The organism is Albimonas donghaensis (genome assembly GCF_900106695.1).
Lineage (GTDB): Bacteria > Pseudomonadota > Alphaproteobacteria > Rhodobacterales > Rhodobacteraceae > Albimonas > Albimonas donghaensis.
In genome coordinates this window covers 307190-324167 of sequence record NZ_FNMZ01000001.1, presented here as the reverse complement: position 1 = coordinate 324167, position 16978 = coordinate 307190, and the positions used below count along the sequence as shown (strand labels likewise).

At 71.7% G+C, this 16978-nt stretch carries 10 protein-coding genes; all 10 read left to right on the top strand.

What is annotated here, in order from left to right; genetic code table 11:
• The first annotated feature begins 25 nt into the window (after positions 1-25).
• The 10 genes from BLV24_RS01290 to BLV24_RS01245 are packed head-to-tail and all read left to right on the top strand — an operon-like array spanning position 26 to position 16978.
• Positions 26-1786: a phage connector family protein gene (locus tag BLV24_RS01290; protein ID WP_092679332.1), complete on the top strand. Its 1761-nt coding sequence runs from the start codon at positions 26-28 to the stop codon at positions 1784-1786.
• Positions 1783-4032: a phage tail protein gene (locus BLV24_RS01285; protein WP_092679331.1), complete on the top strand. Its 2250-nt coding sequence runs from the start codon at positions 1783-1785 to the stop codon at positions 4030-4032. Before BLV24_RS01290 ends, BLV24_RS01285 begins: the two co-directional genes overlap by 4 nt.
• The gene (locus tag BLV24_RS01280; protein WP_092679330.1) at positions 4032-4586 is read left to right on the top strand and encodes a hypothetical protein; all 555 of its coding nucleotides are present in this window, start codon (positions 4032-4034) and stop codon (positions 4584-4586) included. Before BLV24_RS01285 ends, BLV24_RS01280 begins: the two co-directional genes overlap by 1 nt.
• The gene (locus BLV24_RS01275) at positions 4583-6721 is read left to right on the top strand and encodes a hypothetical protein (protein WP_092679329.1); all 2139 of its coding nucleotides are present in this window, start codon (positions 4583-4585) and stop codon (positions 6719-6721) included. The genes BLV24_RS01280 and BLV24_RS01275 overlap by 4 nt, the downstream gene beginning before the upstream one ends.
• Positions 6718-10449: a hypothetical protein gene (locus BLV24_RS01270; RefSeq protein WP_092679328.1), complete on the top strand. Its 3732-nt coding sequence runs from the start codon at positions 6718-6720 to the stop codon at positions 10447-10449. Before BLV24_RS01275 ends, BLV24_RS01270 begins: the two co-directional genes overlap by 4 nt.
• Positions 10442-12943 carry a hypothetical protein gene (locus tag BLV24_RS01265; protein WP_092679327.1) on the top strand — a complete coding sequence of 834 codons (2502 nt, stop codon included), beginning with the start codon at positions 10442-10444 and terminating at the stop codon, positions 12941-12943. The genes BLV24_RS01270 and BLV24_RS01265 overlap by 8 nt, the downstream gene beginning before the upstream one ends.
• Positions 12940-15441, top strand: a complete 2502-nt coding sequence (locus BLV24_RS01260) for a hypothetical protein (protein ID WP_092679326.1) — start codon at positions 12940-12942, stop codon at positions 15439-15441. The genes BLV24_RS01265 and BLV24_RS01260 overlap by 4 nt, the downstream gene beginning before the upstream one ends.
• Positions 15442-15453: 12 nt before the next feature.
• On the top strand, positions 15454-15717 hold the full coding sequence (locus BLV24_RS01255; RefSeq protein ID WP_092679325.1) for a spike base protein, RCAP_Rcc01079 family: 264 nt from the start codon (positions 15454-15456) through the stop codon (positions 15715-15717).
• Positions 15717-16496, top strand: coding sequence for a hypothetical protein (locus BLV24_RS01250; RefSeq protein ID WP_092679324.1), 780 nt, complete (start codon positions 15717-15719; stop codon positions 16494-16496). Before BLV24_RS01255 ends, BLV24_RS01250 begins: the two co-directional genes overlap by 1 nt.
• Positions 16493-16978, top strand: a complete 486-nt coding sequence (locus BLV24_RS01245; protein WP_092679323.1) for a hypothetical protein — start codon at positions 16493-16495, stop codon at positions 16976-16978. Before BLV24_RS01250 ends, BLV24_RS01245 begins: the two co-directional genes overlap by 4 nt.

Sequence of the window (16978 nt, the reverse complement as noted above, 5' to 3'; positions counted from 1 at the left end):
CTTCCGTGACCGGAGCCGACGCCCCATGACCACCCCCATCGCCGCGGCGACCATCGCGCAACAGGCGTTCCGATACATCGGCGCGTCCACCCCCTCGTCCTTCGCGGATGACAGCGAGGAAACGCGCGCGGCGACCGAGCAGTTCCCGGCCGCGATCCGCGAGTGCCTGGAGCTGCGCGACTGGCGCTTCGCCTCCAGCCTCCTGCGGCTGGTGAAAACCACCCCGACCGCGCCGGAATGGACCGCCGACGCCGACCTGCCCCATGCCTACCGCCTGCCGGACGGCGTGCTGGTCGCCCGCGCGATCCAGCCGCGCGGCGCCCGCTGGCGGCGCGACGGCGATTACCTGCGCTGCGACCAGGACGAGGGCGTCACGCTGCGCGCGACCATGCTGCGCACGGACGAGAAGAACCTGCCGGCGGCGTTCCGGGACCTGGTGGCGCTGACCCTGGCCCTCCAGCTCGCCCCCCGCTTCGCCCGCGACGCCTCCCGCATCGCCATGATCGGCGAGCAGCGCGAAACCGCGCTCGCCTCCGCCATCGCCGCCGACCAGGGCCAGGCGACGCCCGGCCCCTGGCTGGGCGCCGACCTCGCGTCCTCGCAGATCGTCCAGCAGGCGTTTCGCTATGTGATCGGTTCCGAGGCCGGCCGGTTCGGCGACGACGCAGAGGAAGCCCGCGCCGCGTCGCAGCTCTACCCGCACGCGCTCGATCAGTGCCTGGCCGAGGAAGACTGGCCCTTCGCCTCCGCCACGAGCGAGCTGGCCGAGGACGCCGATCCCGCCGCCACCGTGACCGGCTGGCGCGACGACCCGTCCCTGCCCCACGCCTACGCCCTGCCCGACGATGCGCTGACCCCGCGCGCGGTCCGGCCCCGCGGCACGCGCTGGCGCCGCGAAGGCCCCTTCATCCGGGCCGACAGGGCCAGCGCCATCGACCTCCGCTTCACCCGCCGGTTCACGGCCGCGGACGAGGACGAGCTGCCCGCCGCCATCCGCGACTATGTGGCCCTGACCCTCGCGATGCTGCTGGCCCCGCGCTTCGCCGCCAGCGCCGAGGTGGCGCAGCTGCTGGCCGAAAAGCTCGCCGAGGCCCGCGCCTACGCGATCAAGACCGAAGCGCCGCAGCGATCCGCCGGCCCGTTCCTGTCGGAGACGCTGGAGGGCTCCGAGATCGCGCAACAGGCGTGGGCTCACATCGAAGCCGGCGAGGACGCCCGCCCCGACGATGACGGCGAGAAGGCCCGCGCCACGGATCGGCTTTACCGGCGCGCGGTCCGCGCCTGTCTGGGCGCCGCCGACTGGAGCTTCGCGAGCAAGCTGCGCAGCCTGACCGAGATAGCGGACCCGGCCGCGGCCGACCCCGACTGGACCGACGACGAGGACCTGCCCCACGCCTACGCCATCCCGGCCGGCGCGCTGACCATCCGCGAAGTGCGCCCCGATGGCGTCGCGTGGCGCCGCGCCGGGCCGCATATCCTGGCCGACGAGCCCGACGCGCTGGTGGTGCGCTTCACCATGGCCCCGGTCGGCGCCGGCGTCGTGACCGACGACGCGGCGACCGCAGCGGCCGAGACCGACTGGCCGGCGGAGTTCATCGCCTGGGCGGCGCTGGCGCTGGCCCGCGACCTCGCCCCCCGCTTCGCCGGCGAGAAGCTGGCGCAGCAGCTGATGGCCCGCGCCGACATCGCCAAGCGCGCGGCGCTGCGGGTCGACCGTGACCAGGCGTCGGCGCAGGACTGGGCCGACCATGGCGCCGGCGATTGGGTCGCGCAGGTGCTGCGATGATCCGCGCCAACGCCCAACGCAGCTTCGCCGCCGGCGAAGTGTCGCCGCTCCTGGCCGGGCGCGACGACTTCGTGCGTTTCCAGACCGGGCTTGCCCGCGCGCGGGGTTTCCTGCCGCTGGTCGAAGGCCCGATCACCCGCGCGCCCGGCACCATCTATGACGGCCGCACGCGCGGAGACGCCTGGGCGCGGCTGATCGAGTTCGAGTTCAATGTGGACGACGCGGTGGTGCTGGAGTTCACCCCCGGCTTCATGCGCGTCTGGCGCTACGGCGCGCTGGTGATGGACGGGGGCGTCCCCTACGAGCTGGCCATTCCCTGGAACAGCGCCGCCGCCCTCAAGCGCCTGAAACTCGCGCAGGCCGCGGACGTGATTTACCTGGTCGACGGCGTGAAGCCGATCAAGAAGCTCAGCCGCTTCGCGCTCGATAACTGGACCATCGAGACGGCAGAGTTCGACGGCGGGCCGCTGCGGCCCTGGAACGGCGACGAGGCCGTGACCGTCTCGGCCGACGCCGCCTCGGGCACGGTCACGCTGACCGCGACCGGGGGCGACGTGTTCGAAGCGGGCCAGATCGGCGGCTTGTTCGCGATGCGGGTCGAGGACTGGACCGACGTTCCCCTGTGGACCGGCAACACCGACGTGATCGAAGGCGACCTGATGCGGTATGACGGCCGCGTCTACGAAGTGACGGACGTGCCCAGCGGCAAGAACACGGGCGTGAACCCGCCGGTGCATCTGAGCGGCCGGGCGCTGGCCGAAAAGGACGGGATCACCTGGCGCTACCGCTCGACCGATACCGGCCTGGTTCGGATCACCGCCGTCGCCTCCGCGACCGAGGCCACGGCCAAGGTCCTGGACCGCATCCCCCAGCAGCTGGTCGGCGGCGCCGGCACCGCGACCTGGGCGCCGGGCGCCTGGTCGGACGCCTACGGATACCCCGCCGCGGTCGCGATCCACGATCAGCGCCTGGTCTTCGCCGCCACCCCGACCGAGCCGCGAACCGTCTGGTTCTCGGCCGTGGGCCTGTTCACCGACTTCGCGCTGGGAACCGCGGCCGACCTCGCCTTCGCCTACACCATCGCCGCCAGGCAGGGGCTGAACCGCATCGTCTGGCTGGAGAGCGGCGCCCGCGGTCTCGCCATTGGAGCGACGGGCGAGGTTCATGCCTCGCGCTCGACCGTCTCGGCCGAGGCCGTGACCATCGAGAACGCGGCTTTCGCCATGGTCGCGACGCTGGGCGCCGACGATGCGCAGCCGGTCTCGCCGGACGGCGCCCCGATCTACATTTCGCGCGAGCGCGGGCGCCTCTACGAACTGGCCTACAGCCTCGCCGACGACAGCGTGAAACCGCGTGAATTGACCCTGCCCGCCCGCCACCTGGGCGCCGATCGGTTCGAGGCCATCGCCTGGCAGTCGGCCCCGCTGCGCCTGGGCTGGATCACCCGCGCGTCGGGCGAGCTGGCCGTGATGATCCTGGAGACCGCCGAGGACGTGCTGGGCTGGGCCACCCTGCCCGTCGCCGGCGGCGCGGTGGAGAGCGTTTCGGTCTCGCCCGGCCTCGATGGCGGCGACGACACGGTGACGTTGGTTGTGCGGCGCGAGATCGACGGCCAGACCCGCCGCCATGTGGAGCGGCTGGCCCCGTTCTTCGGACTGCTGACCGGCGCCATCGACATTCCCGACGCCAACCACCTGTTCGCGTCGGTGGTCTATCCGCCCGCCGCCCCGGCGACGAGCTTCGCCGGGCTCGACCACCTGGAGGGCGAGAGCGTCCTGGCCTGGACCGATCAGGGCCAGTTCGGCCCCTACCTGGTGACGGACGGCGCGGTGGAGCTTGAAGCCCCGGCCGGTCGGGCGGTGATCGGGCTCCATGACGACAGCCACTCGGCCGAGACCTTCGACCTCTATGCGGTTTCGCGAAACGGCGACGCGCTGGGCGACGAGCTGGCGCTGCGCGGGCTGGGCCTGCGTCTGCACCGCACCGCCGCCTATCGCGCGCGAGCGAGCCTGCGCGCCTGGGGCCGCGATCATCCGGCCGGGCCATGGGTGCAGCGGACCGGCGACGGGGTTCCCGGCGACCTGCGCACCGGCTGGAGCGGGGCCGACAAGATCGACCTGACCACAGGCTGGGCCAACGGCGTTCGGCTGGAATTCGCGCCGCTCGGCGCCGCGCCCTTCACGCTCCTGTCCATCGCGCCCCTGACCGAGACGCCCGACCCGACCCGCCCGAAGGAGGGTTCCTGATGTGCGGTCCCGCGGTCGCCCTCGCCGCGCTGCCGGCGCTCGCCACCGCGGGCGGAGCCGCGGCAACGGCCGCGACCACCGGCCTGACCCTGGGCACGCTCGCAACCACGGTCGGCGCGGGCCTCGCCGCCACCGGCTCCATCGCGTCGGGCATCCAGCAGTCGCAGGCGCAGAACGACTATGCCGAGGCGCAGGCCGAGCGGGCGAAATACGAGACCATGCTGGGCGCCATCGAGGACCAGCGGACCCGCGAGCGGATGCGCGAGGAACTGGGCCGGACGCTCGCGCAGCTGGCGGGGCGCGGCGTGCAGCTCGACAGCCCGTCCGCGCTGGCCATCGGAGAGCGCGCCGCGCGCGAAACCTCCTTCGCTTCGCAGAGCGTGCGCAGCGGGGCCGCGGCCCGCGCCGGGACGCTGACCGCCGAGGCCCGCCAGTCGCGCGGGCTCGCGTCCTCCGCCCTGATGCGCGGGACGCTCAGCGCCGCCGGCGGGCTGCTGACCAAGGCGCCCGACCTCTGGCCCGGCCTGGCTGAAACGCAGGTTTACGCGCCATGACCCGGCTAACCGTCCCCAGCGCCCCGCTTGGCGGCGGCGTCACGGCCGCGGTTCCGCACCCCGTGGACGATGGGCTGGGCCGCGCCGTCGCCGAGTTCGGCGAGCGTCTGGCCGAAACCGGCCTGCAGCTGGAGGAAAGCCGCCTGAACGCCGACCTCGGACGCGCCCGCGTCGGCATCGCCAACGGGCTCGCCGAGCTGCGGCTGGAGGCCGAGACGCTGGCCGACCCGGACCGGATCGACGCGACCTGGACCGAGCGCACGGTGGAGCTGCGCGGTCAGCTGCTTCAAGGCGTCGACCAGCGCAACCAGGAAGCCGCCGGCCTGGCTTTCGACGAGCTGGCCGGGCGCCATGGGCTTGCGGTCGGTCAGCGCGCCAACGAACTGCGCCGCGGCCGGGCGCGCGCCGGGCTGATCGAGCTGGGGCAGGCCCATGACGCCACCCCCGGCATCGCCGATTTCGACACCCGCGCGAGCCTGCTGGGCCAGTATACGGATCAGCTCGCGGCCGAGCTGGCGCAGGGCAATGTCGACCCCGAGGAAGTGCCGAAGCTGCTGGCCGCGCGGCGCGAGGAACTGGCCGCGGCGGCGGCGATCCGCACGCTCAGCGAAGATCCCGCCCGGCTGTTGGCCGACATCGATGACGGTCGCTTCAACGACCTCGCGGCCGAGACGCGCGAGCGTTTCCGCGCGAGCGCCGTCGCCGAGGATCAGCGCCGCGCCGCCGCCCGCGCCTCGGCCGAGGCGAGCGCGGCCAGGGCGCGCTCCGACGCCATCGGCGAACAGCTGGAGGAACTGACCCGCATTGCAGCCTCGGGCCGGGCAATGGAGGGCGAGGCCGCGCTACTGACAGACCCGGAGGCCATCCAACACCCCGGCTTCGCGGCAGCCCAGGCGGCGATCAATCTGCGCCAGACCGTGCCAGGCTTCTCGCTGATGACGCCGGCCGACATGGACCGGATGATTTCGGCGGAGGCGGCGCGCCCCGCCGCCAGCTCAGCGGACACGGCGCTGCTGGACGTGATGCGCAAGACCCGCGACGCGGCCGACCAAGCCTGGAAGGCCGATCCGTTGGCGCACGCCGCACGTCTGGGCATCGCCACGCCCGCGCCCCTGCCCGAGGACCTGTCCGACCCCGCCGCCTGGACGCAGGCCCTGCGACAGCGTCGCTCCGTCAGCGGCTGGCTGGCCGAAGAAGGCTATACCGAGGCCCCCGCCCTGTTCACGGCCGACGAGCGCGAGCGCCTGTCAGAGCTGGCCGGCGTCGCAACGCCGCCCCAGGACCGGGCGGCGCTCGCCGCCACGCTGGCCGCGGCCCTCGGCCCCGACGCGGACGCCGCCTTCACGGCCATCGCGCCCGAGGACGCGGCCTTCCGACATTTCGGAATGCTGATCGCCGCCGGCGGCGGAAGGGGGCAGGCGCTCGCCGCCTTCCGCGGCCAGCAGGCCCTTGCCGGGAAGGTGGTCAAACTGCCTTCCGAGGACGCCCGGCGGCTCGCCCTGGCCGAGACGCTGGGCGACGCCATGCAATTCCTGCCCGCCCAGCTCGGCGAGGTTATGAGCGCCGCCGATGCGCTTTATGGCGAATACGGCGCCGGGATCGACCCCAAGGAAGACCCCGACGCGGCCTCCGCCGCCTATGCCCGCGCCATCCAGGGCGCGCTCGGCCGCAGCGCCGTCAACGCCCGCAGCGACGCCGGCGGGGTGCAGGAGATCAACGACCGCCCGACGCTGCTTCCGCTCGACCTGTCGGCCGACCAGGTGGAGGACGCGCTGGGCACGCTCGACGAGCTGGGCGACGCCGACCCCGAGCTGCTGCCCGAGGCCGGCACGCGCGAGAAGATGCGCGCGCTATCCGCGGGCGTGCTGGCGCGGGCGAGCAAGTCCGGCGGCGCCCCCGGCTACGCGAGCGGCGCGCCCCTGAGCTGGAACGACTTGTCCGCGCTGCGCTTCACGGCCGACGCGCAGGGAACCCATGTCGTCCAGATCGAGACCCGCGGCGAGCTGCGCGACCTGGTGGACCTCGAAACCGGCGGGCCGTTCCGCATCGACCTGCGCCAGCTGGTGCGCGAGACCGAGCGGTTCCGGCGCACCGTCCGCGACGCGCGCGAGCGGCCGGAAAGGTCGCGGCGATGACCTTCTTTCTCCCCTCCGAGCCGCAGGCGCGGCCGTTCAACCCGGCGCCCCGCCCGCGCGCCGGCTTCGGCGAGACCGCGGCCGCAGCCTGGACCGGCGCCGCGATCAGCCAGAACAGCTGGGACCGCCGCGGCCAGCGCGAGCGCGAGCTGCTGGACGAAGTGAACGCGCAGCTGGCCCGCGTGAAGGCCCCGTCGCCGATGACCCGCGACGCGCATGTGGAATGGGAGCGCCGCCCCGGCGGGCTCGCCGTCCTGCGCAAGCAGGTGCTGGAAGCCGCGGCCAACGCCGCAGCCGAGGACCCCGGCCGCTGGGGCTCCCTGCCGATCAGCGAGGAAGCGTTCCAGGCTCAGATCGACCGCGAGCTGAAAGCCGAGCTGGACGACGCGAACGAGACGCTTTCCATGGGCGGGCGCGGCGCCGGGGTGGCGGAGTTCCTGGGCGCGGCGGGCAGCGCCGCGACGGACCCGCTCAGCCTCGCCATGCTGCCGTTGGGCGGCACGGGCGGGCTGATGCGCATTCTCGCCACCGAGGCGGCGCTGGGGGCCGCTGGTGAGGCGCTGGCGCTGCCCGCGCAGTATCGCACGGCCGAGGCGCTGGAACAGCCGGACCCGGACGCGCTGACGCAGATCGGCATTGGCGCCGCCGGCGGCGCGATCCTGGGCGCCGGGCCGGTCGCGGCAGTCCGCGGGACCGGCTGGGCGATGCGGCAGTTCGGGCGCGAGGCCGGCGACGCCTCGCGCCCCTCCGCCGCCGGGCCGGTCGAGCATGAGGTGGCGACCGATCAGGCCACCGTCGCCCTGCGTGAGGGCCGACCCGTCCCGCCGCCGCCCCCCGTCTCCAGCCCGCAGGACTATGACCGCCTGTCCCGGCGGATCGTGGGCGTCGAGAGCGGCGGGCGCGCGAACGCGAAGAACCCCGGCAGCAGCGCCACCGGGGCCGGCCAGTTCATCGACGCGACCTGGCTGGACATGATCGCCCGCCATCGGCCGGACCTCGCCGCCACCCGAGGACGGGCGGAAATTCTCGCGCTGCGCTCCGATCCCGCCCTGTCCCGCGAGATGACCGCCGCCTATGCGTCGGACAACGCCGCGCATCTGGCCGCGCAGGGGCTGGAGGCGACGGAGCCCAACCTTTACCTGGCGCACTTCCTCGGGCCGGGTGGCGCGACCAGGGCGCTCCTGGCCGATCCGGACGCGCCGGTCACATCGGTGATGACCGCCGCGCAGATCGACGCCAACCGCAACGTGACCTTCGCGGGCCGGCCGCTCCAGCACTGGAGCGTCAAGGATCTTCGCCGCTGGTCCGAATTCAAGATGGGCCAGGCCGCCGATCCGGGCGCCGCCTACCAGTCCGCGACCCGCCGCGGCTACACCGCCGGCGACGAGGTGGCGACGCCGGCCGGAACCCGCGTCCAGGTCGAATACGAAGTGGTCGACATGGACACGCTGACGCTCGCCTCGGGCGACCGCCAGCCCCGCGACCGATCCCGCCTCGCCCCGACCGCCAAGGTCAAGGAGCGGGCCGCGGCGCTCGATCCCGCCTTGCTCATGCCCTCGCCGCTGGCGAGCCACGGCGCGCCCGTGGTCGGGGCTGACCACGTGATCGACAGCGGTAACGGCCGCGTCATGTCGCTGATGCACGCGGCCGACCAGTTCCCCGACCGTTACGCCGCCTATGTCGAGACGATCCGCGCCAGCTTCGACGTGCCCGAAGGCATGGCCCGGCCGGTCCTGATCGCCCGCCGCCGCACGGACCTGGACCCCGACGAGCTGCGCCGCTTCGTGCGGGAGGCCAACGAGGACAGCGTGGAGCGCATGAGCCCGTCCGAGCAGGCGCGCTCCGACGCCGAGGCGCTGACGCCGGACGTGCTTGCCCGCTTTGACCCCGAGGCGGGCGGGATCGCCGCGCCCGGCAACCGCGATTTCCTGCGCGCGCTGGTAGGGGCCCTGCCCTCCGGCCAGCGCGGCGAGCTGCTGACCGACAAGGGCGGCTTGTCCACCGCTGGCCACACCCGCCTCCAGGCCGCGTTGTTCGCCCGCGGCTACGACGCCCCCGACCTGGTGGCGGCGATGACCGAGGAAGGCGGGCGGGACGTGAAAGCCGCCATCGACGCCATGACCGACGCCGCGCCCGCCTGGGCGCAGCTGCGCGCCGACGCGGCCGAGGGCCGGCTGCGGCCCGAATACGACCTGACCGACGCGCTGACCGGCGCGGTTCGCCTGGTCGGTCAGGCGCGCGAGAAAGCCCGCGCCGAGGGCATGACGGTTCGCGGCGCGCTCGATGACATGATGGCCCAGGACGACATGCTGGGCGGCGGCGTCGATCCCGCGACCGCGCGCATGGTCGGCGTCCTTTATCGGGGCGCCCGCGCGCGCAGCCGCGAGGACATCGCCCGCGGCCTGCGCGCCTATGTCGATGAAGCCGGACGCGTCGGGGCCGAAGGCGGCGGGCTGCTGGACGAGATCGCGCCGGTCGGCCCTCTCGACGTGATCGACGCCGTGACCCGCCGACTGGACGATGCGCCCGCGCCCGAAGGCGCGCCCGGCCCGGCCGAGCGCATCGCCTCCGACGAACCCGCGCTGATCGACCTGGCCGGCGCCGACGACGCCGCCTGGCGCGGCGGAGCCGCGTCGCCCGCCGCCAGGGCTGCGGATGACCAGTCCGCGGCCGAGCTGCGCCAGGCGACAGCGACGCCCCGGACGGAAGACCCCGCCACGGCCACCGACACGGACGCTCCCGAGTTGCGGGAGGCTGAACGTCTGCGGGAGGTGAAGCAGCGGACGGATGCGCTTTCCGCTGCCCAGCCCTTCGTGACCATCGACGAGCTTTACCAGCTCGCGCCCGACGCGCAGGCGCAGCTCGCCAGGATTGGCGAGCGCCTGTCCGGCGAACTGGGAGTGAAGTTCAAGAACCCCGGCATCAAGCGTCGCGAGACCACCGAGGAAAAGCTGGATCGAAAAGGATACCGGCGGATCACTCAGCTGACGGACTTCGCCCGCGGGGGCTTCGTGGTCGACACCGCGGCGCAGGCTGACGGCATCATCGACGCCTTTCGCGCGGCCGGACTGGACTTCGTGGACGAAGGCTGGACCCGAAAGCTGGCAACCGGCTTCGTGGATCGAAAGGTGCTGCTGCGTCTCGACAACGGCCTGCTGGCGGAAATCCAGATTTGGTCGGCGCCGATGATCGAGGCGAAATCAACCCGCGGCCAGGCGCTCTACACCAAGGCCCGCTCGTCGACCGATCCGGACGAGATCGCGCGCCTCAACCAGGAGCAGCTCGACGTCTACAATGACGCGCTGGCCCGGTCTGACCCCGCGCTTCAGTCGCTTTTCGGGAGTTCGAACGAACCGAACTCCGGCTCGAATATCGCGCGGAACAAGGCTTCGTCGCGTATCTCGGACGCAGTGGCCCCCACGTCGAGCCGGTCAACTTCCGACCAGTCCTCGCCAGGCGCGAGCAGCGCAAACGCCTTGTCGCCCACCAGCACCGCGGGCCGCCAATCCCAGTTTCCGAACCGCATGGAAGATCCCTCCTCTGGATGGGACATCCCAAATATCGGCGCCCCTGCCGGTCAAGTCAATGACGCTGCGGCGGGCGACTTCACCGTGACCATCGACGGCGTGGAAATGCGCGCGTCGGACGTGCTGCGCGACCTGGACGCTGACCAGGACTTCGCGGAGCAGGTGGCCTTTTGCCGACCGGGAGGGTCGCGCGATGGCTGACCTGTTCGACTGCCTGCAATCCGCGATGGACGCCGGCCTGGTGGACCCGCAGCGCGGGACCGCCGCGCAGCGCGACTACCAGGACCTGTTCGAGCGGTATCGCCGCCACGCTCCCGACGCCGCCGCCGCGGCGATGGCGGCGGAGGACGTGAAGAAGTCGGTGGCCCGCGCCGCGACCAGCCGCCGGCATACCGTCCTCGCCCAGCTCCAGCGGATGCGGGCCAATCAGCATTTCGTCGGTCAGGCCGAACGCCCGGACCTCGCCGTCAAAAGCCTGCTGGAGCGTGGCGAGGGCCGCGGCCACGCGCAGGAAGCCGTGCGCTCCACCCGCGACGCGATCAGCCGACAGCTGCGCGGCATGATCCCCGAGTTCCTGAAACGCAACGCCCGAGACCTGACCGGCCGGCCCCGCGACCGCGCCCTGCTGGGCGACGTGGTGCGCGAGCTGCATGGCGAGGGCTCGGGCAATGGCGAGGCCGCGCGCATGGCCGGCGCCGTCCAAAAGGCTTTTGAGCGGGCGCGCACCCTGTTCAACGCCCATGGCGGCGACATCGGCGAGCTGGAGGATTTCGGCCTGCCGCACAGCCATGACCCCCGCCGCCTGCGTCGGGCGGGCTTCGACGCCTGGCGCGCGGAGATCCAGCCGCGGCTCGACTGGTCGCGGATCATCGATCACCAGACCGACCGGCCCTTCGCCAGTTCGCGCGGGGCGCCGCCTGACGCCGCCGCAGCCGACCGCTTCCTGCGCGACATCTACTCCAACCTGACGACGCACGGCTGGGATGACCGGGTTCCCTCGCTCATGCCCGGCGGCGCGGCGCTGGCGAACCGGCGGGCGGAACACCGGGTCCTGCACTTCCGCGACGCGAGCAGCTGGCTCGCCTATAACGACGCTTTCGGGCAGGCCAACCCCTTCGACGCCATCGTGGCGCACCTGGACGGCATGGCTCGCGACATCGCCCTGATGCGGGTTCTCGGCCCCAATCCCAAGGCCGGGCTGGAACACGCGATCCAGACCGCGCAGCGCGTCGCCTCGCAGGCCGCGGACCCGGTGGCCGAAAGGCGCGTGAAGCGCGCGTCCGTGCAGGCGCGGGCCATGCTGGCGCACCTGACCGGAAGCGCGAACGATCCGGCCGACAGCGGAATGGCCGCTTTCCTCGCCGGGACGCGCAACGTGCTGACCGCGGCGCAGCTCGGCTCCGCTCTTCTCAGCGCGCCGACCGACCTCTGGACCCAGCACATGGCCGCGCGCGCTGTGGGGATCGGGCATGGCAAGGTCTTCGCCCGCTTCGTCTCGCTGATGGCCAGCGGCTCCACCCGCGAGACCGCCGCCCGCATGGGCTATATCGCCGACACGCTGGCCGACACGGGCTCCACCGCCGCCCGCTATCTCGGCGACGTGTGGTCGCCCGAGATCACCGAGCGGCTGGCGAGCGGCGTCATGCGCGCCAGCGGCCTCGCACGCTGGACCGACATGAACCGGCTGGCCTTCCAGATGGAGTTCGCCGGGCTGCTGGCCGAACAGGCCGGCCGGACGCTCGACCAGGTGGACGAGCCCCTGCGCTCGATCCTGCGCGGGCGGGGCTTCGACGACGCCGAGTGGACCCGCCTCGCCGATCCCGCCCTGCACTTCCGGACCGACGCGGGCGAAACCTTCCTCGCCCCGATGCACTGGCGCGAGGCCGCGCTGGCGGCGGGGCTGGAGAACGCCGAGGCCGAGGGGCTGGCGATCCGCCTCCAGGCGCTGATCGAAGAGCAGATGGAGTTCGCGGTTCCGTCCGTGTCGCTGGACGCCCGAACGTCGCTGATCGGCGAGGCCCCGCCGGGCACCATCTACGGCGAGCTGATCCGCTCGACCGCCATGTACAAGAACTTTGCGCTCAGCTTGACGCTGAACCAGGTGCGCCGGACCATGGCCCGGCCGGGCGCGATGAACCGCGCGCTCTACGCCGCGCAGCTGATGGCCGGCCTGACCCTGCTGGGCGGGGTATCGGTGCAGCTCAAGGAAGTCGCCAAGGGCCGCGATCCGCGGCCGATGGACGATCCCGCCTTCTGGGGCGCGGCCGTGTTCCAGGGCGGCGGGCTCGGCATCTTCGGCGACTTCTTTTCCGCCTCCACCAGCCGCGCCGGCGGCGGCTTCGCCGAGACGCTGGCCGGGCCGGTGGTCGGGCTGGGCGCGGACGTGGCGCGCGCCGTCGCCTCCAACGCCGACCGCGCCGCCCAGGGCAAGGCCCCGCTGATCGGCCGCGACGCGGTGAACCTCGCCCGCCGCTACACGCCCGGCTCGTCCCTCTGGTATGGGCGCCTCGCGCTCGACCGGCTCGTCTGGGACCAGCTCCAGGACATGCTCGACCCCGAGGCGCGCACCCTCTGGCGCCGGCAGGAACGCAAGGCGCTCCGAGATCGGGGCAACGCCGCCTGGTGGCGCAAGGGCGAGACCGCGCCCGACCGCGCCCCCTCCTTCTCCAGCCTCGCAGGGGACGCCCGCCGATGACCACCGAAGCCTTCATCCCGGCAGACGACTACGTTGTGGCGGGCGCCGGCCCCTACCCGATCCCGCACGAATACGGCGAGAGCGGCGCCCTGGTCGCGGAGGTGCTTACCGGAATCACGACGCTGATCCTGACCGAAGGCATCGACTACAGCGTGACGCCCGAGGCCGAGGCCGCGTCGGGCAATCTCTACCTGACGGCCGACGCCGCCGTGACCCATGACGGCAAGACGCTCCGCATCACCCGCGCGACGATCATTGAACAGGGCTTCGCCAGCACCGGCGGCGCGCGCGAGACCGGGCTGGAGAAGCAGCTGGACCGCCTGACACGCGGCATCCAGGACCTGGAGCGCAAAGCCGCCTACATGCAGGCCGCGTTCCAACGCACCCTCCGCATTCCCGAGCTGCTGGACAGCGTGAGCCCCCTGCCCGCGCTCGCCTATCGGGCCAACAAGCTGCTGGCCTTCGACGGCCAGGGGAACCCGACCGCGGCCGAGGCGACCGTGGCCGTGATCGCGGACGGCAGCTGGATCATCGGCACCGCCCTGACCGCCTACCTGGTCACGGTCGACCCGGCGGTGGAGGTGATCGAAACGCAGGGCTACGCCGCACGCGGCGATGGAGGACACGGGACCTATCGCAGGGTCGGCGCCGATCCTGGTCACGCGGGCAGGCTCCAGACGGCCGAGGGGTCCTGGTGGGAGCTGATCGACGAGGAACCCCTGTCGCGCCAGGTCGGCGCGAAGTGGAACCTGGCGGATGACGACACGGCCGCGATCAACGCTTTCCATCACATGCTGCGGGTCACGGGCAAGCGCGGGCGGCACCCGGCGGGGCACGCCTTCTGTTCCGGCACGATCTACGCGGGCGGGGTCCGCGTTCGCGGCGCAGGAGCGTCGCCCAACTCGTTCTGGGTCGGCGGCGGAACCTGGATCCATTCCAACGGTCAGCCGATATGGTCCAACGCGGCGGACGTGGACAGCGACACCCTGTTTTCGCTCGAAGAAACCGAGGATGTCGGCATTCTATGGGCGGGCGGCACGCTCAACAACGATGACCCCGCCCATCCGGACGGCACCATCAACCTGTTTGATAAACCGAATTATCCGTTCCAGATCGGATTTCAGCTCGGGCGCAACCTGCGTTTCATCCCGACCAAGACCGAGCTGCTGGCAGCGGACCCGGAAAAGACCCCCACCATTTCCGGCGATGGCGTCATGAGTATGCGCCGCTGCACCGCGCAGAGCATAGGCGGCTGGGGCTGGTATCTGTTCGCGCAGTTCGGCAACTCCCGCATCACGGATTGCTACGCGCGCCGCTGCGGCGGGCCGGCCAGCGTCTACTACGAAGCTCTGGAACCGGGCCTGGGCAACACGCGCGGCGGGACGATCAACTTCGCCAGCGCCTGCGTGGACGTGCGCGTAGACGACCTGCACACGGTCGGCGGGCCGGACAACGAACAAAGCCCGTGGTTTCCGGCCGAATACGCCGGCACTGGAACCTTCATAAGGATCGGCTCGGCGAAGTCCGAGGTCGACGCCCAGGACTATCCTTGGGACAGCACCAACAACATCACGCTTGGGACCGTTCATTCCGAGGGACACGCCATCGGGTTGGATGTGCGGAGCGCGAAGTTTTTCAGCTGCGAGGACCTGAACAGCAACAAGGGCACGGTCAACCTTGGCTGGGCGAGCAACCCGTCCGGCGATACGCGGGTGCTTATGCGAAAGACCCGGATCGTCGGCGCCGACATCAACGTATGTCAATCGCCGCATATCGACCTGGGAACGGTCATCAACGCGACCCCCTTCGAACCGATCAGCATCAACTACTGGACGGGAACCCATGTGGAGGGCATCGCCCAGGGCCTCGGCATGGATGATGTCTTCAATTCGGCGATCAACCTGGCGCCGCAAACGGACATCACGACCGCCCCCGGCTACTCGCCCGGCATGTCCGACCACAACCGACTTCCCTTCATCCGCACTCGGCTGCTGCCGACATCGGTTCTGAACAACCTGTTCCCTGCCTTCGCCGCCACCGCGGGCGGATCGCTTATCAACGGCTGGGTCAGCACGGGCGACGTGGAGTCCTCCATCGTGGGCGTGCAACCGTTCGAAGTCGGCCTGGAGGAAGGGCGCGCCCTGACCAATTCGATCACGGGCTGCGTTCCCGGCCAGCTCTATACCTTCATGGTCCGCATCCGCTGGACGGGCAGCCTCGCGCTGGGCGGCACGCCCTACGCGCTTCGCGACGGGAGCGACAACGCCATTATTGAGAGAGACCTGGGGGCAGGCTCGCAGATCGACGGCGACGTTTGGCGCTGCATGAACTTCCTGGCCCCCGACGACACCGTGAAAGTCAACTTCTACGGCGGGACCAAAGATGTGCCGGCCATCTTCTCCTGCCCGATCCTCGTGAAAGGCGCGCTCGATCCGCTCGGCCCCGACAACCTCGGCGTCTGGCCCGCGAGGGGTCAGATGATTTCAACCTTCGTCTAAGGAGCTGCCCCCATGGCGACCCTGTTCAACGGTCACGGTCCGGCCGCCTACGGCATCCCGGCCGATGACCTGCCCGTCACTCCCTCGGACAGCGAGGACTTGCCCAAGGTCGCCATGGCGATCTACTGCGCAGGCGCGGGGACCATCGTTTACGATACCCTGGAGGGCGAGAGCCGCGAGCGCGACGTTCCCGACCACTTCACCTTCTTCTGCGCCGTCAAGCGCGTGCGGGCCACCGGCACCACGGCCACCGGCATCGTCGCGTCGGTGTTCTGATGCGCCGCGCCGCCATGGTCACGCGACGCGCAGCCTTGGTGGCCGCGCGGTCGTGGCCCGACCACCTGGCCGCGGTCCAGGCGCTGTTCGCCGGCGATGTGGTCGGCGGCGTTTGGTCATGGAGCGAAGCGGGTCACAGATGGACCGACCTCGCAGGTGCGACGCCCGCTGGCGATACTGACCCCGTGGGCCGTCTGACGCCCTTGGCCGGGGCCGCGATCCTGTCCGCGGACGCGGTCGACAACCGCCCCACCGGCATCGCCACCGGGCTCAAGTTCGACGGCATCAACGACGCGATGATTTCCACGGCGACCGTTACGCCGAACTCCAAGGTGGCGACCGTGATGTTCTCCGGGCGCCTGCCGGAAAGCGGCCCGCGCATCGTCGCTGCGATGGGCGCGGACAGTGCCGTCGATCCCTACAGGATCTCCCTCGTGCGGCAGGACGACCGCCTGCACGCGCGCATCACGGGGTCTAGCGGCAACTATCGGGTGTCGTTTCCAATGGACGAGGCCCGCCATACGACTGTCGTCACCTTCGACGGCACCACCGCGGCCGGAGAGATCGCGGCCTATGTCGACGGGGTGGAGGCGACCCTGACCATCGAGAACTCGACGCGGGAAGGGACCCTGTTCCTCAAGCCCGACAGCATCCACCTCGCGACGTATGGGAGCAATAACTGCTACGACCTCACATTGAACGCCCTGGCCTTCGCCTTCGCCCTCAAAGCCGACGCCGACCAGCGCGAAATCCTCCGACTGTGGGGGGCGGCGCAATGAGCCGCTATTCGCATTCGCTCATCGGCATCACGCGCAGCGAAGATGTCGAGACGCTGACCCGCGTTCTTCGCAACTTCGGCGACGCGCTGCCGGGTGCGGTTTCCTTCGCCGCGCCGCTTGGATCCGCCCCGACCGGGCCGGCGACCCATTTCGCAATGCACGCCATCGTTCGGGGCGTGCCTCTCGATCCGGGCGAGCCCGACCTGCTGGGCTTGCTCGCCGCCGGCCCGAACGCAATCGCCGCCATGGTGGACTTGGACGCGGCGCTGGGGCTTGGCGCGGGCGAGGGACGGCCGCGCCTTGAAGCGGCTTGGAATGAACTGGTCTGGTCGGCTCGGCCCGTCGAGGTCCTGCGAGACCTTGCCCACCTGGTCGCGATCCTGGACGGGCCGGGCGAGGGAGGCGTGGACGTGCTGACCGCCGAAGTGCGCGGCCGCTTCCCCGCCGGCGCGCTCAGCCGGGTCGCCCCTTTGAACGTGTGA